Origin of the sequence: Siphonobacter sp. SORGH_AS_0500, from assembly GCF_031453245.1 — a bacterium.
Classification (GTDB): domain Bacteria; phylum Bacteroidota; class Bacteroidia; order Cytophagales; family Spirosomataceae; genus Siphonobacter.
The window spans coordinates 2,321,987-2,342,680 of sequence record NZ_JAVIYT010000001.1 but is presented as its reverse complement, the minus strand read 5'-3'; the positions used below and the strand labels follow the sequence as shown (position 1 = coordinate 2,342,680).

At 44.3% G+C, this 20,694-nt stretch carries 18 protein-coding genes; 10 read left to right on the top strand and 8 right to left on the bottom strand.

The window, feature by feature from the left end; translation table 11 throughout:
• Positions 1-61: 61 nt before the first annotated feature.
• Positions 62-685: a 2,3-diphosphoglycerate-dependent phosphoglycerate mutase gene (locus tag QE357_RS09925; protein ID WP_307142908.1), complete on the top strand. Its 624-nt coding sequence runs from the start codon at positions 62-64 to the stop codon at positions 683-685.
• On the opposite strand, the gene QE357_RS09920 is transcribed toward QE357_RS09925, so the two are convergent.
• Together QE357_RS09920 and ruvC are read right to left on the bottom strand one after the other, a co-directional pair.
• A complete protein-coding gene (locus tag QE357_RS09920; RefSeq protein WP_309707109.1) occupies positions 682-2,835 on the bottom strand; it encodes a response regulator in 2,154 nt (717 codons plus the stop codon). The genes QE357_RS09925 and QE357_RS09920 overlap by 4 nt on opposite strands.
• Before the next feature lie 190 nt (positions 2,836-3,025).
• Positions 3,026-3,607 (bottom strand): crossover junction endodeoxyribonuclease RuvC, encoded by a 582-nt coding sequence (gene ruvC / locus QE357_RS09915; RefSeq protein WP_106634926.1) that lies wholly within the window; start codon positions 3,605-3,607, stop codon positions 3,026-3,028.
• Between the two features lie 50 nt (positions 3,608-3,657).
• Between ruvC and QE357_RS09910 the strand changes: the two genes are divergently transcribed.
• From QE357_RS09910 to QE357_RS09895, 4 genes are all read left to right on the top strand, one after another.
• Positions 3,658-4,659: a lysylphosphatidylglycerol synthase domain-containing protein gene (locus QE357_RS09910; protein ID WP_106634927.1), complete on the top strand. Its 1,002-nt coding sequence runs from the start codon at positions 3,658-3,660 to the stop codon at positions 4,657-4,659.
• A complete protein-coding gene (locus tag QE357_RS09905; RefSeq protein ID WP_309707106.1) occupies positions 4,656-5,789 on the top strand; it encodes a glycosyltransferase in 1,134 nt (377 codons plus the stop codon). Before QE357_RS09910 ends, QE357_RS09905 begins: the two co-directional genes overlap by 4 nt.
• A gap of 140 nt (positions 5,790-5,929) precedes the next feature.
• Positions 5,930-6,562, top strand: a complete 633-nt coding sequence (locus QE357_RS09900; RefSeq protein ID WP_106634929.1) for a polysaccharide deacetylase family protein — start codon at positions 5,930-5,932, stop codon at positions 6,560-6,562.
• A 151-nt stretch (positions 6,563-6,713) separates the two neighbouring features.
• Positions 6,714-9,239 carry a DUF5686 family protein gene (locus tag QE357_RS09895; RefSeq protein WP_309707103.1) on the top strand — a complete coding sequence of 842 codons (2,526 nt, stop codon included), beginning with the start codon at positions 6,714-6,716 and terminating at the stop codon, positions 9,237-9,239.
• On the opposite strand, the gene QE357_RS09890 is transcribed toward QE357_RS09895, so the two are convergent.
• The 4 genes from QE357_RS09890 to QE357_RS09875 form a co-directional block, all read right to left on the bottom strand.
• Positions 9,234-9,995 (bottom strand): ABC transporter ATP-binding protein, encoded by a 762-nt coding sequence (locus QE357_RS09890; RefSeq protein ID WP_309707101.1) that lies wholly within the window; start codon positions 9,993-9,995, stop codon positions 9,234-9,236. The genes QE357_RS09895 and QE357_RS09890 overlap by 6 nt on opposite strands.
• 18 nt (positions 9,996-10,013) lie before the next feature.
• Positions 10,014-11,678: a hypothetical protein gene (locus tag QE357_RS09885; RefSeq protein ID WP_309707099.1), complete on the bottom strand. Its 1,665-nt coding sequence runs from the start codon at positions 11,676-11,678 to the stop codon at positions 10,014-10,016.
• An 8-nt stretch (positions 11,679-11,686) separates the two neighbouring features.
• Positions 11,687-12,460: an ABC transporter ATP-binding protein gene (locus QE357_RS09880; protein ID WP_106634936.1), complete on the bottom strand. Its 774-nt coding sequence runs from the start codon at positions 12,458-12,460 to the stop codon at positions 11,687-11,689.
• Between the two features lie 135 nt (positions 12,461-12,595).
• Positions 12,596-13,672, bottom strand: coding sequence for a hypothetical protein (locus QE357_RS09875; RefSeq protein WP_309707096.1), 1,077 nt, complete (start codon positions 13,670-13,672; stop codon positions 12,596-12,598).
• A 212-nt stretch (positions 13,673-13,884) separates the two neighbouring features.
• On the opposite strand from QE357_RS09875, the gene QE357_RS09870 reads away from it, so the two are divergent.
• The 4 genes from QE357_RS09870 (at position 13,885) to QE357_RS09855 (ending at position 17,838) form a co-directional block, all read left to right on the top strand.
• Positions 13,885-14,538: a hypothetical protein gene (locus QE357_RS09870; RefSeq protein WP_309707094.1), complete on the top strand. Its 654-nt coding sequence runs from the start codon at positions 13,885-13,887 to the stop codon at positions 14,536-14,538.
• A gap of 181 nt (positions 14,539-14,719) precedes the next feature.
• Complete coding sequence (locus QE357_RS09865) at positions 14,720-15,736, top strand: hypothetical protein (RefSeq protein ID WP_307142901.1); 1,017 nt, start codon at positions 14,720-14,722, stop codon at positions 15,734-15,736.
• 193 nt (positions 15,737-15,929) lie between these two features.
• Entirely contained in the window at positions 15,930-16,970 is a 1,041-nt protein-coding gene (locus tag QE357_RS09860) for a hypothetical protein (RefSeq protein WP_309707092.1), read from the top strand.
• 280 nt (positions 16,971-17,250) lie between these two features.
• On the top strand, positions 17,251-17,838 hold the full coding sequence (locus QE357_RS09855) for a hypothetical protein (RefSeq protein ID WP_309707090.1): 588 nt from the start codon (positions 17,251-17,253) through the stop codon (positions 17,836-17,838).
• Positions 17,839-17,895: 57 nt separating this feature from the next.
• Here the strand turns inward: QE357_RS09855 and QE357_RS09850 are convergent, their stop codons facing one another.
• Positions 17,896-18,156, bottom strand: coding sequence for an SHOCT domain-containing protein (locus tag QE357_RS09850; protein WP_309707088.1), 261 nt, complete (start codon positions 18,154-18,156; stop codon positions 17,896-17,898).
• Positions 18,104-18,874 (bottom strand): SPFH domain-containing protein, encoded by a 771-nt coding sequence (locus QE357_RS09845; protein ID WP_309707086.1) that lies wholly within the window; start codon positions 18,872-18,874, stop codon positions 18,104-18,106. Before QE357_RS09845 ends, QE357_RS09850 begins: the two co-directional genes overlap by 53 nt.
• A 276-nt stretch (positions 18,875-19,150) precedes the next feature.
• Here QE357_RS09845 and QE357_RS09840 point away from each other — a divergent pair, with 276 nt between their 5' ends.
• A complete protein-coding gene (locus QE357_RS09840) occupies positions 19,151-20,641 on the top strand; it encodes an FGGY family carbohydrate kinase (RefSeq protein ID WP_309707084.1) in 1,491 nt (496 codons plus the stop codon).
• Positions 20,642-20,694: the final 53 nt, after the last annotated feature.

Genomic DNA, 20,694 nt, shown 5'->3' with positions numbered 1-20,694 from the left:
TGGATTTATAGTTTAGATCATTCAAAGTTCAGGTAACCGTTCAATTTTTAATAAAGTTAACATGCATAATAGAATTTTAGTCCTGGTCAGACATGGACAGTCCCAGTGGAATCTGGAAAACAAATTTACGGGCGATGTAGACGTTGAATTGACGGATCATGGTCGCGATGAAGCCTTACTAACCGCCAAAAAGTTAAAGACCATAACGTTTGACATAGCATTTACTTCTGAGCTCAAACGAGCCCAGGAAACGCTTTCCATCATCTTAAAAGAGATCAATGAAACGCAGATTCCAATAGAGAAAAATGCGGCTTTAAATGAGCGTAACTATGGTGATTTACAAGGCCTAAATAAAACAGACATTGCTGAGAAATATGGCATTGAACAAGTCGCTCTCTGGAGAAGAAGTTATGACGTGGCTCCGCCTCACGGAGAAAGCCTGCAAATGACTCAGAAACGCGTTATGGCCTACTACAATGAATCGATTGTACCTCATTTGAAAGCGGGCAATAACGTCCTGGTTGTCGCTCATGGAAACAGCCTCCGGTCACTTGTCATGGCGTTGGAATCGATCAGCGAAACAGCTATTTCTGAGGTAAATATTCCTACGGGAGCCCCACGTTTTTATCACTTTGATGAACAGATGAACCTCATTCACTCTGATTACCTTACCCAGTCTTTTTAATTGACACCAAACATCCGTATTAATAGCTGTTTTAAATCATTTTCGACGAAGGGTTTCATTAACGAATCATCAATTCCAGCATCCAGTAATTCCTGCTGATGCTCTGGAATTGATGTCCCCGTAAAGGCTACGATTCGCACGTTTGAAATGGACTTATCTGAATTATTTTTAATTTTCTTTGCCATTTCTAACCCATTCATTATGGGCATCTGAATGTCGGTAATAATTAAGTCAAAATGATTTTTGAGATGCAAGTCAAGGGCTTCCTGTCCATTAGAAGCTTCTGTTACTACTAGATGATGTTTTTGGAATATTTTATTTATTAGTAGCAAATTCATTTTATTATCATCAACAACTAATATATTTTTCCCCTCCAGAATTGCACTAATCTCCTGTGCTGATGACTCAGTAAACGTAGAAACCGGATGCTCTAGTAGCACAGATGGAATCGAGACTTTGAATGTAGAACCTACATTTACGGTGCTTTCTACCAGAATAGATCCGCCTGCTAATTCAACAATTCTTTTACAAATAGCCAGACCTAAGCCCGTTCCAGCAATTGTATTTACGTGATCTTCCCGGTCAATTTGTTGAAAATCATTAAAGATTATTTTTTGATTTTCCTGGGAAATACCAATCCCAGAATCTTTCACTTCAAAAGACCAGACTATTTTACCAGTTGCGGCTTCCAGAAGGGTTGAATTAAACTCAACCTTGCCCTTCTCAGGGGTAAATTTAATGGCATTACTTAACAGATTCATCATAACCTGTTTCATTCTGAAAGCATCGCCTGATAGGGTAACAGACTTATCAAAATTGATAGTCAAAGAGAGGTTAATCTGCTTGTTTTGAGCTTGAACGCCAACCATATCCATCATTTCTTTCATGATAGCAGCTGGTTGGAAGGGCTTATGGCATAAGTCTATTTTACCCTCTTCTAGCTTTGAAAAATCAAGAACATCGTTCACAATTTCAAGTAACAACCTTGATGAGGAACGAATGGCATTCAGATTATCCCTCTGGCTATCAGGCAGTAACTCCCTATTCATCTGTTCCGAGAAGCCAATGATAGAGTTAAGTGGGGTCCTGATTTCATGACTCATCGTAGCCAGAAACACGCCTTTCATTCTCGCATATGCCATGGCCTGATTACTGTAGTGCAAGAGGGCCAAATCGTTTTTATATAGTTTCCATATATTGAAAAGGATAACTACTGCTAAAATAAAAACAATACCCATGCTAATAACCGATAGATCATCCAGTTCTTCAATAGTATGCATGGTTCCCGTGAGTAATCGATCTCTATACCTCTCTTGTTCTTTAATCTCGTCTTTCTTTAGCTGACTCAATGCTTTCTGGAATTCAGCAAATATGGCTTCATTAAGGGCAAGAATTTCACGTTCGGTACAGTTAAGTTTCTGTTTATTAGTCAGCAGTTTTTTATAATAATCATTTAATGCTTTAATAGTATTTCTATGAGCTAGATCTGAACCCTGAGCCGATTTTTCTACTTTAGAAGAGGCCGTTGAATTAATATTCGTTTGATTTTCAAAATCATTTTTATTCGATATCGCATCCGCAATGCGTCTCCAAAGTTTCTTATTTTTTCTTTTTTGAATTACATGAACAGTGTCTATATTTTTTATTTTCTCAATGGTATGAATGGTCTTCATTTCTGGGTGATAATTTAATTCAACCAGTGAGGTATCCATATTTTTAGCAGAAAGCACCCATAAGCTGTCTGCTAATTGATTCAGGTACGAAAACTGATTGTTTTTTCTCTTCTTTTCTGCAATCAATTCATTCATATCTTGATGCATCAGAGGCATTCTTTTCTCATTTTCGCTCTGAATAACATCGATAATGGATGAGATCATTTCCAGTTGTTGCCGAAACTTGTATAAATAGGTAGTATCAGAAGTTACTGTATATAATCGGCTATTATTTTCAGCTACATATAATAGGGATATGCAAGTATCTATTTTCTGGTAATCGCTTTGTTCATCCTTTAAAACCGTAATATTTTTCTTGATTGCTGAAGACTTCGATTTACTAGTAAAGCCAATAAAAACACATACTAATGACAACAATACTAGAATGACTACCCAGATAAATCTGCGTAGGGCAATTTGCTTAATTTTATTCTCCATAATTCAGGTAGGCAATTACAAATTAGTACTTTTTACCTATCATTATTTTAAAAATGGATTAAAATAATGTCAGTACTAATCATCAGATACAAACTTATCAATATTTTAAGTACTTATAAACAATATGTACAAAAAGAGGAAGCCTGAGCTACGTAGCTCAGGCTTCCTCTGGGTACTAAATCATACGTTTTTAACCTTTGATGCGGTCCTGATTTTCTGCTAAAAATGCACTCCAGCTACCTTTTTTAGCCTGCTTAATTCCCAACGCTTTTTTACCCTTCGGAGTCGTTACTGAGTTCTCATGAAAATGGTGACAAATGGCTACTCCTAATGCATCGGTGGCATCCAGTCTTTCGCCTTCGAGCCTGGTTTTCAGTATACTTTCAAGCATATAGGAAACCTGTTCTTTGGAAGCATTTCCATTACCCGTTACAGATTGCTTGACCGTCTTGGGAGAATATTCGACAATGGGGATTTGTCGGGCGAGGGCTGCCGCCATCGCTACCCCCTGTGCTCGACCCAGCTTAAGCATGGATTGTACGTTTTTCCCAAAAAAAGGAGCTTCCAAAGCCATCTCATCTGGGGAAAACTCATCAATCAGCCCTGTGATTCGCTCAAAAATCTTGCCTAACTTTAATTCATGATTGTCATATTTTGTGAGGTTAATTACCCCGTATTGCAACAGGGTTACCTGCCCCTTTTCCACCAAAATCAATCCGTACCCCATGAACCTTGTACCCGGGTCAACACCTAAAATAATCTTTTCTGACATAGCTTTGCAGTGACAAACGAGAAGCCTGAAGCTTTCGCTGTCGCATTTGTATGCAAAATAACTCCATTTACCCGGCTTTCCGCCGAATTGTTATCTTTCTCCTCCGCTGGGTAGTTCCGCTGCTCATCATTGCTTTCGTCATTCGAACGCTTCAGAGTAAACAACAGGACCTGGGCGAAGTCTGGCAGTACATTCAGGCCGCCTGGTCGCAGCAAAACAGCGGATGGTTACCCCTGACCATCCTCCTGACCGGACTCAACTGGTCCATTGAAGCTCGGAAATGGCAGGTGCTGGCTCGAAAACTGGAATCTATCTCTTTTTATACGGCCCTGCGTGGCGTACTGGCTGGGCAGTCGCTCGGCTTTGTAACACAGGCCAACGTAGGCGACCTGACGGGGAAAATGGGTTTTCTACAAGCCCAAAACCGGCTCAATAGCATTGGAGCCTTTCTACTAGGGAGCACCGTACAATTTCTGGTTACCCTCTTTACCGGAACGCTGGCGTACAGTTATTTCCTGTATCGAATGCCTCAGTCGCCCGGTATCGGCCATTGGATTGCTCTTGTTTTATTGTGGATCAGCAACTTAGCTACGCTTTATTTATTAAGCCTTAAAGACCGGGCGGCCCCCACGCTGGAGCGAATCAAATGGCTGGCCAACTCCGCCCGTTTTTTCCGGGTATTGGAAACCTATTCAACGGCGGATGTTTCGCAGGTAACTGCTCTGTCAGGCTTTCGATTTTTCACCTATAGCGTCCAATTCCTGCTGGTGCTTCACGGTTTCGGGGTTTCGCTTCCCTTGCTTGATCAGCTAACAGTGGTCTGGTTATTGTTTCTCACGAAAAGTGTGATTCCGGCTTTTAGTTTTCTAAGTGATCTGGGCATTCGGACGTTCAGTACCCTTTATTTCTTCAGTTTTTATCAGGTAAATCCGGCTTTAGTTACCTCCGCTTCCTTAACGATCTGGGTTATTAATATCGTATTACCCGTTTTGGTAGGCATTTTATTTGTTACTCAGTTAAGGTATTTGAAACGGGAAGAAAACCGATTATGAGTATACTTGAAATCATTATTCTGATTGGACCATTTGTCTGGTTTTTATTTAGTTTAGCCTTAATTAAAGGCTGGCTAGCAATGCCCGACTTTTCTATTCAAAATAAACCCAATTCGTTACGAATCAGTGTGATCATTCCCGTTCGAAACGAAGAGAAAAATATTTTACTTTTATTAAAGGATCTGGAAAATCAAAGCTTCGATCACGAGCAATTTGAAGTGCTGGTGGCTAATGATAATTCAAATGATCGAACCGCTGAATTGGTTTCTCATTTCAGTAAGGAATGCACCTACGCGTTAAAGCTTCTTACGCTTACGAACGAACCTCATTCTTCCCCTAAAAAAAGAGCCATTTCACAGGCTTTGCATCAAAGTAAACACGAGTGGATTGTCACCACGGATGGCGATTGCCGGGTAGGCAAACATTGGCTGGCGGCTATTGCGTCTTTCCAGCAACAAACTCAGGCCCGGCTCATTTCCGGCCCCGTTACGTTTCACGATGAAGGGAAGGCAAGCAGTCGAATTCAGATTGTCGAATTTGCCAGTTTGATTGGTTCTGCCGCTGTGGCTATGTTCTGGGAACGGCCCAATATGTGCAATGGAGCTAATTTATCGTATAGTAAAGCAACATTTCAGGCCGTTGGTGGTTTTTCTGGTAACGAAAATCTGGCTTCGGGTGACGATGAGTTTTTGATGCACAAAGTCGCTGCCCGGTTTCCGGGAGAAGTTCGTTTTGTTAAAAGTACTGAAGCTCTGGTTACAACCGAAGCTCATCAGAATTTTCGTTCTTTTTACCAGCAGCGTCGCCGTTGGGCCAGCAAGTGGAAACACTACCAGGACTGGAAAGTATCGGCTTTAGCTATTTTCGTCTTCTTGGCAAATGTTAGCTGTATCGCCGGGGTTTTATTATTCAGCTTTAATCAACTATCAGGACTCGTATTAGCCTCTATGGCTTTGCTTAAATTCTCCAGTGAATTTATATTCCTTTCGCTTGTATTACGATTTTTAGGTCAGGAAAAAAGTATTTTATTGATTCCCTTAGTACAGCTCATCTATCCTTTTTATGTCTGTTTTTTTGGATTAGCGGCTCAGGGTAAAGGATACGAATGGAAAGGAAGAAAACTTCAATGAATACAGTTGTTAGCGGCCGCCGCTGCGGTTAATAGTTGTTAGTTAATAGTTAATATATTTTCATTCAGTTTTGAGCTACCGAACTACAATACTATTAACTAATTACAAGAACTTATTGTCACTCCTAACCCCCATAAATAATGGCTTTCTTTCTTCATAAATCCTTTGCTCTATTACGATTGATTTATCCGGAAATGATCTGGCGAATTCCATCGGTTGAGCCTACCATTTATCTCACCTTCGACGACGGACCTATTCCCGAAGTAACCGAGTTTGTGCTGGAACAATTGCAACAATTTGAGGCTCAGGCTACGTTCTTCTGCATTGGTGATAATATCCGAAAACATCCGCATGTTTTTAAGCAAATCATCGATCAGGGGCACTCGGTTGGAAACCACACGTTCAATCATCTGAAAGGCTGGAAAACCGAGGATCAGGCTTATTATGAAAACGTGGCCCAATGTCAGGAATTATTGCCCCCTACCCGACTGTTTCGCCCGCCGTATGGCCGCATACGAAAGCGACAGGCGGCTCAGCTCGTGAACGATCATACACTTATTATGTGGGATGTACTGACGGGCGACTACAACCCCGATCTTTCGCCCGAACAGGTCTATCAGGGAACAATTAAAGCCTGTGAATCAGGGAGTATTGTCGTCTTTCACGACAGCATCAAAGCCTGGCGAAACATGAGTTATGCTCTGCCTAAAACGCTGGAATACCTCCGTCAGCAAAACTTCGCTTTGAAAGCCTTACCCATGCATCTCTCCTGAGTCGTCGCAGAAAAAGCCGTATTTTGTACTTAAGCAGGACCAAACGTAGATTAATCAAAACTGATTGAAACTGTATTTGTATTTTATCGTTTCATTAATATCCTTCCCCAAAGTTCCTAATTGAAGGCTTGATCAGTTTATCGATACGTTTATGAATAAATGGCTCCTGGCTGTTTTGTTAAGCTTGGGCATCGGCATTACGCACGCTCAACATATTATCAAAGGAAAAATCACTGACGCCGTTACGGGCGATCCTATTCCCTTTGCCGCCGTTGGCCTTAAAGGCGGCGGGGCCGGTGCTAATACCGATTTTGACGGCAATTATACCTTCAACGCCCGTCAGTTAAGCGATTCCATTTTTGTTAGTTACATCGGTTACCAGCGAGCGGTCAAAGCCGTGCAGCCCCATCTTTCCGAACAAATCATTGATTTCCAGTTGCAGGCGGGCTCTTCCCAGCTTCGGGAAGTACGGATTTTTGCGAAGGGCGAAAACCCCGCCTTTCGAATCATCAGAAAAACAGTTGCGGCCAAATCTGCTCATGACTGGGGCCGTTTAAAAGCCTATGAATATGAGAGTTACGTTAAAAATGAATTTGACGTCAACAAGATTTCAGAGCAATTCAAAAAAGGGGTCATTGGACGAAAAATTACGGGGCCGCTGGATAAACTACAGAGAATTGCGGGAGAAGACGGCAAGCCCATTATTCCGGTATTTCTTTCAGAGAGTATTTCGGATTTATACCATCGACGCAATCCCGAATTAACGAAAGAACGGATCCGTAAAACGAAAATCACAGGTGTAGGGATTACCGACGGCAGTACATTTTCCCAGTTTATAGGCAGTGCGTTTCAACAGTATAATTTTTACGAAAACTGGCTTTTAATTCTTCGAAAAGAGTTCATTTCTCCCATTGCTGATGGCTGGAAAGGTAGTTATGATTACTTTCTGGGCGATACCATTCAGATTGATTCCGCTCCCTGTTTTGAAATTGAAGTAACGCCCAAAAGAGCTCAGGACCTGGCCTTTACGGGTAAAATATGGATTGACACCGCAAGTTATGCTCTTCGTCAGGTTGATTTGCAAATCTCTGGTGATGCGAATATTAATTACGTAGAAAGCATCAAAATTCAGCAGCAACTGGCTCCGATTACTGATTCGGTGAGCCACGAAAAAGCCTGGTTACCGCAACAAACGCGGGTACTGATTGATGTGAAAGAATTCACGAAAAACTCCGTAGGTTTTCTGGCTAAATTCTTCGTTTCCAATCGAAATTTCAAGATCAACCAGGCCCGGGAAGTAACCTTTTACAACCCCGCCATCGAGCTGGCCGATCACTACCGGGATTCAAAAGATACCTACTGGCAGGAAGCCCGTCCAGATTCCTTAACGGAGGATGAAAAAACGGCTTACTCGCTCATTGATTCAGTAAAAAACATTCCCATTGTCCGTTCCTATACGCAAGTTCTGACCATCATTGCGAATGGATATCAACGGGTGTATCCGGGTATTGAAGTGGGGCCCTTTTTAAGTGCCGGAGCTTATAATACCATCGAAGGTTTACGTTTGCGGGCGGGTTTTCGCACCAATGCTGAGTTTAGCAAGGTTTGGGTGATGGATGGTTATCTGGCTTACGGATTTAAAGACGGAGTCATGAAGTATGGAGCGAACGCCAAGTATATCCTTAGTCGAAAGCCCTGGGCTGAAATTGGAGCCCGAACAAGTTATGATCTCGAACAGATTGGTTTAACCTCGGAAGCCGTGGGGAATAACAGTCTTTTCGCGGCTTACTCCCGCTTTGGCCGCTACCGCCGAGGGTATTATCAACGCGAACACATGGCTTACATCCGCGGAGAGATCATCAAAGGCCTGACACCCATGATCGGGATTCGGCAGCGAAGTTTCGAGCCTTTATATAATTTCGCCTATATTACTGAAAATGAACCCTCGGGCCAATCCCGAACGTATCATAACACGGAGTTAATCACGGAGTTACGGATCGCGAAAAACGAACTTTTCATTTACAACGACAATGATCGGATTAGCCTCGGAACGGCTCAGTCACCCATTTACACGCTGCGTTATTCGCTGGGTTTGCAAAATACGTTAGGGGGCGATTTTAATTATCACCGCTTCACCCTTTCCATGGCCGATAACTTCCGGCTGGGCATTCTGGGTCGCAGTTATTACACCCTTTCGGCGGGTTACACGCCTTCTACCCTTCCCTACCCTCTGCTCTTTCCTCACCTGGGAAATCAGTCCTTGTTTTACGTCGGAAATGCGTTTAACATGATGAATTACTACGAATTTCTGTCCGACCGTTATGCTTCGCTGAAGTACGAGCACAATTTTGAAGGTTTATTATTCAACCGAATTCCGGCCATCAAGAAACTCAAGTGGCGGACCTTACTCAACGTGAATGTGTTATACGGCGGAGCCCGCCAATCCAATCAGGATATTATTCCCGACTATGACTTACAGGGGAATGCCATTCCCGGTTTTGGCTCGCTCAATCCGAGTAAACCTTACGTAGAAATTGGCTATGGTATTGACAACATCCTGAAGTTTTTCCGAATTGAAGCCCTTCACCGATTAACCTATATTTCCCAGCCCCGTACCATCGATGGCATACCTATTAATCGTTTCGCCGTGAAAGCTTCGGCCTATTTTACCTTATAACTCCAACCGTTCTTTGACTTCCTGAAGAATGCTTAGTCCACTGGAAATAAAAGCTTTGACGTAATCCGTATCAGGCTGTTTCAGTAACTCTTTTGGTGAACCCATCTGCTCTAACTTTCCGTATCGCATTACCCCTATTCGTTCGGCTACGGTTAAGGCATCGAGTAAATCATGGGTAACAAACAGGCAGGCGATGTCGGTTTCACGGATAATCCGGCGGAGCTCTCCTTTCAGTTTCTGACGATTCAGTGTATCCAGATTTGAAAACGGCTCGTCTAACAACAAGACTTTGGGTTCATCGGCAATAGCCCGGGCGATGGCCGTTCGCTGCTTTTCGCCACCTGAAACCTCGCGGGGTAGCTTATGCTGCACCCCCTCCAGTCCAGTTAATTGCAAGAGTTGATCAATCCGGTAGATTTGATACTCCTTTGTGTATTCTCGTAAGGCGTAGGCAATGTTCTCGCGAATGGTATGGTTGGGTAACAAGCGGTATTCCTGGGGAACCAGCTTAATGTCCGCGTGACCGGGAATGAGGTAACGAGCCGAAGAAGAAATTTCTTTGCCTTCGAGCCAGATTTCTCCCTGATCGGCTGGGGTCAGGCAAGCCAGCATGTTGAGAAGCGTACTTTTTCCAGCCCCACTTTCGCCTACCAGAGCAAAAATTTCTCCAGCCGGTAACTCCAGTGAAAAATCAGTAATAATCGAATGTTCTTCAATGGATTTATGAAGATGGGAAGCCTGAAAAAGTGTATTCATCCTGCAAAAATGCAGAAATTACTCAAATTGTGTCCAGTTTAGTTGCCGATAACTTTTCAACGTGGCCCAGGCCAGTCCTCCGTACAGGATTGCCATGAACATGCCACCGCCCGGGACATGCGTAGCTCCGTAATGGATCATCCCAAAAAGCGGAAGCCCCAGGAGCATCATAACGATCATCAGGGTGGATTTCCCGCCTTTTACTTTGGGTTCCTGCGAAAAAGGCATCCGCCATCCCGATTGCCGAAACCAGACATCGGTACTGGTAATGAAGGCCGCAAAGAAATACCCAGCCAGCAAATCATCCGTAATTTTCCAACCCCAGACCGAAAATAGGAGAACAGCAATCAATAGATAAAAAGGAGTAAAAAATTTCAGAAACGTGGCTTTAAAGTTTCCAATGATGACATCTCCGGGTTTATCGAGTGGCATAGCTGAGTAGAGCCAGGAAGCTCGGTAATCATCCGACTGATAGCTATTATCGTAAAAACTTCCCGCAATAATCTGTAGGAGATAGATACCGACCAGATAAGTAGAGCCACTCTGAAGGGTACTTAAAGAGGTTTTTTCCTTTAAAAGCGGTTGTACAAACACAAAAAGTAAGGGTACCAAAGCCCCAAAAGCCGGATAGGTTCGCATTTTATAGCGGCGGTCGCGTGAAGTAAGCTTCCAGCTCATCTCAAATACGGCTTTTTCCGCTTTGCTCGAAGTAACCCAGTCGGCCAGCCGAGCGGCCAATCCCGACGATTTCTGATTCGTCCCAGCGGCGGGTACGCCCGCATCCGCTGAACCCATGACGGCCAGTTTTTGAGTAAAGTAAGGAGCCAGATAGCGAGTATTGACCACCAGTAATAAAGGCGGAACCGCCACTGCCAGAAAGGTCAAAATCAGATGCCCCGAATCGTATCTCTGATTGACCAGCATATCCATCATACCTCCCAGCCAGGCCGCTGGCACGAGGTAATGCCAGGTTTGAATCTGATCCTGAATGTCGGCTAATTCCTGATAGGGAATCAGCCGGGGAAGAATCTGGTACCCCACCGTAAACAATAGAGACATGCCAATCTGGACGTAACTAATCATGTCTTTTACCCGCTCTTCACTGGAAAAACGAACCACCAGCATGTATAATAAGGTGGTTAGAAAAACGGCCATGAGCGTTGCCTGTAAGGCCAGCAACAAAAATACAGGAGCATAACCCAGCCCCAGCTTAAAGGCCATGACCAGCGTTGGCACGAGCACAATACTCAAAGCCAGTAAGGTAAGGTACAGAAGCAAATGCACCAGCCGGGCCATCCAAATGGTTCGGTCGCTAACGGGGCGTGGCAGGAGGATCGTATTGTCGGTTGAATCAAGTAATAATTCGGAGTAATCGGAAATCAGATTCAGGGCTACCCAGGCAATAACGTAACCCAGCAGGATCGTTGTCGTTAGTAAAACAGACGGAATGATAAACGCAAAGATGGACATAATTCCACCCAGCAGGGCATTCAATCCATAAACCATTAAAAGCCGATTGTTAGAATCGCCAGACTGATAATTTTTGCCCAGCGTTGCGTAATTCCGACGATTGTCCATCATCAGTTTTACTTCAACAATATTCCGCATCATGAAATAATCGACGCCAAGCCAGCGAAACAAGCGTTGGAAGTAGTCGAGAAACGAAAGAAGATAGCCGATCATGAAGAGCGTTATTGAAGTGCCTGTAAGAAATCGGATGCTTTGCTCTGGGTAGTATCATCGCCCGTAAGCCCCTGAAAAATCCGCTCAAGCGAACCCGAATGAGCCTGTTCCTTTAGCTCTTCAAAGGTTCCGTTGGCAATTACCTGTCCCTGATTAATGATGACGATGCGGTCGGAAATTTTCTCTACCACATCCATGATATGGGAAGAATAAAAAATGGTTTTACCGGCAGAACGTAACTGAGCCAATATCTCCTTCACCAGAATAACCGCGTTTGCATCCAGACCTGACAGGGGTTCATCCAGAAATATGATTTCCGGGTTATGAATCAGGCCGGAGATCAATAATACTTTTTGCTTCATTCCTTTGGAAAACGTATTCATCCGCTGATTCATCTGACTGGATAAGCCCACCAGTTGTAGTAAATCTTCTGCTTTTCGTTCAATGACCGCATCGTCCATACCGTAAAGGCGACCAATGAACGTCAAATATTCCAGAGGCGTTAGCACTTCGTAAAGAGCCGCATTTTCAGGCACATACCCTACGCTTCGTTTGATGTCCAGAGCATCCGTCCGAATGTTCCGTCCCAGTACCTGCACCTCGCCCGAAAAATGGGAGATCATACCCAGCAGAATTTTAATGGTGGTAGACTTACCCGCCCCATTCGGACCAATGTAACCAATAATTTCCCCCGCTTTTACTTCGAGGTTAATGCCTTTCAAAACCTGCTGCCCACCGGGATACGTGTTGCTGAGCTGCTGAATAGAAATAATAGAATTCATAAATACCTGCTGGTTAGGTAATGGCACTTAGGTTGTTTTTAGTTGTTGATTTTTAGTTGTTAGATTAATATTCAATGTTTTACAACCGATTCAACAACATTTTCCATCACTTCAATACTCCTATGTTCCGTAACGCTATCTACCGCCCAGAACTGAAAAGAGAATAACTAGTCCAATAAACGCTAATACGGCTAGTAACACCTTCCAGACGGAAACGGGCCGATTCCCCGAAATACTACCCGTCTGGCCGTTAATCAGGAATTGATAGGTCTTGCCATTGTACTGATAGGCACAAATCCAGAGGGGTAATACCAGGTGCTTGAACGTCTGATCCGAATACTCCGTTTGTACTTCCAGATTACGGTAGGTATCATCCGCCAGTAACTCAGCACAGGCCGACTCGATGCGGTCGTCTACTGTTTTTTTAGCTACTGAAAAGCCTTCCTGCGGATCAATTTTATAAACTTCTGACTCCCAACCTAACATGACCCGTGGTTCGTAATTGACTACGTTTTCCAGCAGAAAAGGATATACTTTCTGAATGGTTTGCTGGGGTAATTGACGGGAAGCCAGAATCAGAATGTCATCGAAAAATTGTTGGTGTGTTCCATTCCGGTATGTCCAGCGGGTTTGCCGCACTTGCCGACTTTGCACGTTTCCGTTCTGATCGCGGAATTGTTCATTGACATAATAATACGTTCCGGCTTCCCCCTCCCACTCCGAATGCGTCTGAACATCGTACGTCCAGAAAGGAATGTAGATACCATGCAACGTATCTACCCGAGCCAGATTTTTCAGATCGTTGGGTGCCCAGATGCTCTGACCAATCCAGTTTTTAAACGATTCGGTCGCCTGTGTTCGGGAGATTTTGAAGGGTACAATTCCCTGGGGTTCAAAAAGCCGGGTCTTGGTAGCGTCTGGATTAACATTGGTAGATCCGCAAAAACCACAGGTAATGGTAGGCGTGTCATAGTTGACCGTGGTTTTGGCTCCACACCGCTGACAGGTAAACAGCCGACGCTCGACGGTATGTTTCGAATCGGTTCGAGCCTGAGTCCAGTCGATTTCCTCAATCCGATCTTTTCCTAGCACTAGTTTTTCAGTATAACCGCAGTGATTACAGGCCATAGCCTCTTTTTCGGCACTGTATTGTAATTGAGCTCCACAACTGGGGCAAGGGCAGTGGAGAAGGTCGTCAAGTTCGCGTTCCATAGATTAGGTTAACTTCCCCGAAAAAAAGGAATTTTTCATTACCTTTTCAACATTCAACCCAGTTTTCTGGGTTTCTGTCAGGTCTGGCATCCGTTTATATGAATGATTCTGGTCATTTAGCCACCATAGCTGACCTTTGGTCCATCATGTATGCCAATCAAACCTTAGTAAAGCTGTTTTCATCCGTAGTAAACCTTTGAAACCTTACGCTTATGTCTGAATCTAAAAGTTTAGGTCGAAAGCTGTTGAACATATTCTTTGAAGATGCTCCGGCTAGTCCAAACCCTTCGCCTGAGCAGCCCGTTTCGGTAGAACCCAAACCCGCTGCCCAAACGGTTTCCGGTTCGCCAGATCACAAGTTCATTGAGCACTTTGCTACGGTTCTTGAAAAGAATAATTTACCCGGAGCCGATTACTTTGAATTCCGGGCCACGCTAAAAAATTTATCGAATCTTGGACTTCAGGAAGAGCAACAATTTCAGGCCGCCTGGGCTAGTTTTCGGGCTTTAAATAAGGATATCAATCCAAGCTTATTAACCTCAACGGCTAATCAGTATTTAACGACATTGCAATCGGACCGGGAGGCTTTTTTAAGAAGCGTGGATCTGGCCGTTCAGGAAAAAGTAGGCGGCTTACAAAACGAACAAAAATCGTTACAGCAGGAAAATGAAAACCTGACCAGGCAAATTGTGGAGATTCAGAATAAAATAGCGTCGAATAAAGAACGACTGGTAAAAATCACGGGAGAAGTAGACGAGCAAAGTGGTAAACTCCAGCAAAACCGAGCCAACTACGAAGCCACATTCTTACAATTCACCCAGGAAATCAACAAGGATATCCAAAAAATTGGCCAGTACTTGAAATAGTTGTCTGTTTACCGTTTGCTGTTGTCAGTTAAAATAATTTGACGAAAACTGTAAACACTAAAGGTATCTCAAAATTGCACGATATCTGATATAGTCAGTTGTTTACAGTTTACTATTCTAAGTTAAAAATGAATTGACAAAAACTGTAAACTTAAAACCGAAAACTGTAAACTTTAAGCAAATGTCAGCAGATTTTTCTCAATTGGGGGGTGGTAATGAGGACCAGACCCGAAAGTCCTTCTGGAATCGACCGGAGGGGGTGTTAGGTTTTATATTTCTGATCGGCCTGGCTGGGGTTGGATTAGTGTACTTTAATCGTGTTGTCGAGTTTTTGATTAAAGTAACCGAAAATACGCTTTACCTGGGTGTGTTATTAGCCGCTCTGGGCGTGCTTATTTTTCTTTTTACGAGTAAGGATGTACGCACGGCTGTTTTCTTTCTTTTCAAAACCCTGATGCGTAAAATAACCGGGCTGGTGATTCAACTCGACCCAATTGCCATCATGAAAATCTACATTCAGGATTTGAAAGATAAGCGTCGCAAAATGCAGGGTCAGATTGACTTATTAGCGGGACAATTGGTAAAGCTCAATCGTAAAATTAACGAGAACAATGAGGCCATTAAACAGAAGTTTGCCGAGGCTAATAAAGCTCAAAGCATGGCCGATAAACCCGGCATGAAAGAAACGGCCTCCCTGGCCACTATTGAAGGGGCTGGTTTGCAGGAAATGAACGAAAAGCTATTCCCGCTTCAGCGTAATGTGCAGACGGTTCTGGCTTTCATGGAAAAGGTGAACACCAGTGCAGATTACATCATTAAGGAAACGGAAATTAAGGTTAAATTAAAAGAAGCTGAATATCAGATCGTCAAGGAGAGTTCAAATGCCCTGCGAACGGCCATTAGCATCTTTAAAGGTAACCCCGACAAGAAGTTTTACTTCGATGAATCCATGGAGTACATCCAGGACGATATGAGTAAAAAACTTGGCGAAATGAAACGGGCGATGGATCTTTCGATGGACTTCATTAACTCCGTAGACGTACAAAACGGCGTGTTGTCCGATAAAGGGCAGGCCATGCTGGAAGCGTATAATAAGGGAGATTTCAAACTCATTCAATTGGATTCACCCGCTCCAAGTTCACCCAACAAACCCATTAACCCTCCCAAAGATCAGGGGTATCGAAGCTTGTTGGAATAAGCATTTGATGTAGTTTGAGTGGGTTTGAAAGTTTGATGAGATTTGAAAGTTCCTTTGGGTTAATGAGATTTCTCAAACATCTTCAAACCTTATTAAACTTTCAAACACGATCACATCTCTTCCACTAGATCAAACTTTCAAACCAACTAAAACCCCTTTAAACGAATTTCAATACCCTTCTATCTCATCATTTATGCAACGACTAACCGTAACCGGACGGCTGCTGATTACCGTCCTGATTCTGGCAGCCATTTACTTTGGATTTAAATACGTCGGAGGTGTCGATCTCCTGAAATCACTTCAGAAAAATCAGACGGAGCAAGTGGGACATCGTTCGGAGTCGGGCGAAACCAGTGCGTCAGCGGAGGGTTCTGCTTCTGAAGAAAGCTCAACTTCATCGAATTCAGACGCCGCTGTTTCTTCCAAACGCAGCTTTGACTACGAAGCTCCCCAGCCTACTGGCGGAACCCTGAAAGGCGTAGTAGAGTTAGGAGCCAGCGGATTTAACTCTTTCATTGTTCGGATCGATGCGAACAAAAACTGGAAACTGGAAAAATCAGAGTTTGGCAATAGCCTGGTTATTGAGAATATGGCCATGGACGAAGACGTTCGGGCGGGTCTCAAAAAATACATTGGCGGCATGCTTGATTACGGGGTGAGTAGCAAAGACATTCACTTTGTAGTGAGCTCCGGTGCGGTGAAAGCCGATGTTACTCAGAAAATCATCCGGGCGTTAAAGTCGCTGAATTACTTTGTAAACACCGTAACCCCTGAAGAAGAAGGTCGTCTGGCTCTTCGCAGTGTATTACCCGCCGATTTCTACAGCTCTGCCTTTGTGGTAGATATTGGATCGGGGAATACCAAGATTTCCTGGAAAACAGATAATAAAACGACGGCTTTGGAAAGCTACGGTTCAAAATACTTCCAGGAGGGTAAAAACGATGAGCAGGTGTATTCAGAAGTAAAAGCAAAGGCCAAGCAAGTGCCAAGTGCTCAGCGGAAAACCTGTTTCATCATTGGTGGCGTACCTTTTGAATTAGCCAAGGCCGTTCGTAAAGGAAAAGAACGTTATACCGTACTGGACGCTCCCGACGCCTATAAAATGGAAAATGCAAAGACCAAAGCCGGTATTAATATCTACAAAGCGATTGCAGATGCTACGGGTTGCGAGCAGTTTGTGTTTGACTGGGATGCTAACTTCACCATTGGTTTCCTGTTAGACTTGCCTAAATGATAGTCTTAGGTAATAATCGCTTTAAGATCTGGATACTTGGCAGGAAGTAATCTTCCCGGTTTTTCCGAGTATTGATCGTAAGGACAGCCTGATGGTTCAAGAGTTCTTCGGTAACAAACGTACCTGGCCCATCAAAAATCCCCGAAACAATTTCGGGGATTTTGTATTTTTCTAAGATACCTTTTGGAATTTATAACCGTCGGATTCTCCTAAGAAACTGAGTTATTTCTCCGCCGCTGCCAGCTTTTTCGCTGTCAGCAAAACTCACCTCTTCCAGCTCATGCTGCCAGCGAAAAAGCTGGCAGCGGCAGGCGGTAGTGATTTTAGACAAGCTTCCAATAAGTTATTCCCTTATTTTTGCCCCATGACGCTTCAGGAACTCTTTCGGTACATCTCGCAAAACCCTGCCCCTTTTGCTCTCTTTCTGAGCTGTTTACCATTACTGGCTTTGGTTACGAATCTTTGGTCGGGTCAAACGGCTCCCGAGATTCTACGCTGGCGATATGTGTACATGGGACTGGTTTTTGCTTCGGCCATTCCGGGCGTTTTTGCGGTGACGCTGAACCTGTATCTCTTTCTTTTTGAACGGCAGAGCATCTGGTCATTGAATCTGATTACGCAGTTTTTGCCCATTCTCAGCATGGTTGCCACGCTCTGGATCATCCGGCAAAAAATTCCTTTTGAATACATTCCGGGTTTTGGAAAACTCTCTGGATTTCTGACCCTGATTGCGGCCTTAATCGGTGTGCTATTCCTGCTAGATCGACTTCATTTTTACGCTGTCACCTACATTCCGTTCAGTTACCTCGTTATGGGTTTCGTTTTATTACTATTGTTGATACGATTTGCCTGGACGAAACTGTTCTAAACAAACCCAGCCTCCGATTGCTCGGAGGCTGGGTTTGTTTAGAGGCAATCTGAATCATTATAACTTAGCTAATAACTCCGCTTTCTTGGCGGAGAACTCTTCTTCCGTCAGAATTCCGGCGGTTTTCAACTCCCCTAACTGCTTCAATAAACCCATAATATCTTCCTTCGACTGGGCCGCCCCCGAAGAAGCTGGAGTGGCCGCCGCCCCTGACATCATTCCTCCCAGATTCATCCCGACGATACTAGCGGCAGCACCTGAGTTTTCAGCAGCCTTTTCGATGGAAACACCCGCCTGAAACTGCTGGAATCGGGCCATGTCTCCCACCATATTCATCTGCGTGGGTTTTGTCGAGGAAAGCCTCGACTTCGGGAGGTAATGACGTATTCTCAATGTAGAACTTGACGATTTCTAACCCGTATTGATCGAAATCTTCCGTCAGGATGGGTAACAACTTTCCGCCGAGTTCGGTGTAGTTACGAGCCAGATCGAGCACCGAAACGTTGGCTTCGGCAATGGCATCCGAAAATTTGGAGAAGATAGCCGAACGTAACTGTTCTTCCAGATCCCCTACCCGCACCTGCGGATTTGTTCCCGAAAATTCCTTCAGAAATTTCTTCGGCTCTTTTACCCGGAAGGTATACGTACCAAAAGCCCGAATCCGAACTTGTTTAAACTCAGGATCGCGGACAATAATCGGGTTCGCCGTTCCCCATTTCATGTTGGTAAACTGCTTCGTGTTGACGTAATACACGTCTACCTTGAAGGGCGATTCAAAGCCGTATTTCCAGGAACGTAATGTCGTCAGAATTGGCATGTTCGCCGTGGTAAGCTCGTGCCGACCCGGCAGAAAGACATCAGCAATCTGCCCTTCATTCATGAAAATCGCAACCTGACTTTCCCGAACCGTTAACTGAGCTCCATACTTAATATCGTTTCCTTTGTCAGGAAACTTCCAGATGATCGTATCCTGAGTATCATCTACCCATTCAATGACATTGATAAATTCGTTCCGAATGAAATCAAAAATACCCATAGTGGTGAGTTAGAAGGTTAGCTTCATTGATTACTGACGAATGTAAATGAATCCATCAGTCAGTCAAAGCTATTAAAAGATAAACGGCTTCGCAAGTGGATTAAACTGTCTTTTCTGCCTATGAACACCTCGATAAGATCCGCAGTAATGGGGCCTGATTTTCAAAATATTACCATAAATTCTTTTTTTATTATCAAAATTTACGTCAGCTTTTAACCGATTCACTTGTTATTATTGTCAATTTGACACTACTTGCAGTATAATTCATCTCTAGCGATGCTTCTTCTAGGAATTGACGTTGGTACGTCTTCAATTAAGGTTTCAATCGTTGACGCAGATAGTCAGCAAGTGGTGGCTTCAGCTTCCTACCCCGATCTTGAAAACCCGATTTCTACGCCCAAGCCCGGTTTTGCCGAACAGGACCCTTCGATGTGGTGGCATTGCGTGCAACAGGCTATTTTAAAGGCAAACGCCACGGGAACTTACCATCCGAAGGACATCGCCGCCATTGGGATTGCGTATCAGATGCACGGTCTGGTCCTGGTGGATCGCAACGAACAGGTGCTTCGTCCGTCCATCATCTGGTGCGACAGCCGGGCTGTCTCCTACGGCGAACAAGCCTTTCAGAAAATTGGTACGGAAAAAGCTTTGAGCCATTTACTGAACTCGCCTGGTAATTTCACCGCCGCCAAATTGGCTTGGGTGAAGGAAAACGAACCCCAGGTATACGGAAGCGTTTATCAGATCATGCTACCCGGCGATTACATCGCTATGATGCTGACGGGCAGTATTACCACTTCTAATTCGGCTCTGTCGGAAGGTATTTTCTGGGATTTTCAGAATAATGCTGTTTCGGAGGAAGTAATGAATGCCTTCGGCTTCCCGAAATCGGTGTTACCCAAATTGAATCCGCTTTTCTCTAATCATGGCGAGTTACGCAGTTCAGTAGCGGATTTATTGGGGCTAAAAGCGGGTATTCCCGTTACTTATAAATCAGGCGATCAGCCTAATAATGCACTTTCGCTAAACGTTCTGGAACCGGGCGAATTTGCGGCAACCGCCGGAACTTCCGGTGTGGTGTACGCCGTAACGGATCAGGTGGCTTACGACCCCAAAAGTCGGGTGAACACCTTCGCTCACGTCAACCACCAGCGAAATGATCAGACTCGCCTAGGCATTTTACTCTGCATCAACGGAACGGGCATTCTGAATCGATGGGTACGGGACCAATTTGGCTCGGGCTTGACTTACAGTCAGTTGAATCAACTGGCCGCCACTATTCCAGCGGGCAGCGAAGGCGTTCGGGTATTACCCTTCGGCAACGGGGCCGAACGGGTGCTTGAAAACCGCACGGTATCGAGCACGTTCTCAGGTCTGGATTTTAACATTCATACCCGCAGTCACGTTTTCCGGGCCGCTCAGGAAGGAATTGCGTTTTCGCTCAAGTACGGCATGGATATCATGGCCGACATGGGCAGTCCGGCAAAGGTAGTTCGGGCGGGTAAGGCCAATATGTTCCTAAGTGACGTGTTCACCGAATCTTTCGTGAATGTGACCCAAACTCCGGTGGAGTTATACGATACTGACGGAGCCAAAGGTGCCGCTCTCGGAGCAGGTATTGGACTGGGTTACTTCGAAGCTCCTAAAGAAGCGTTCACGAAGCTAACCAAACTGGCTACCATTGAGCCTGACGCTTCTAAAGCGGAGCAGTATCAGGAATATTATGCTCACTGGCAGTCCATTCTGGAAAAGTTTTTACAGAAGTAAATGATACCCGACGGGTCCGAAACGATTCGTCTTTATACGTTAATTAGTTTAAC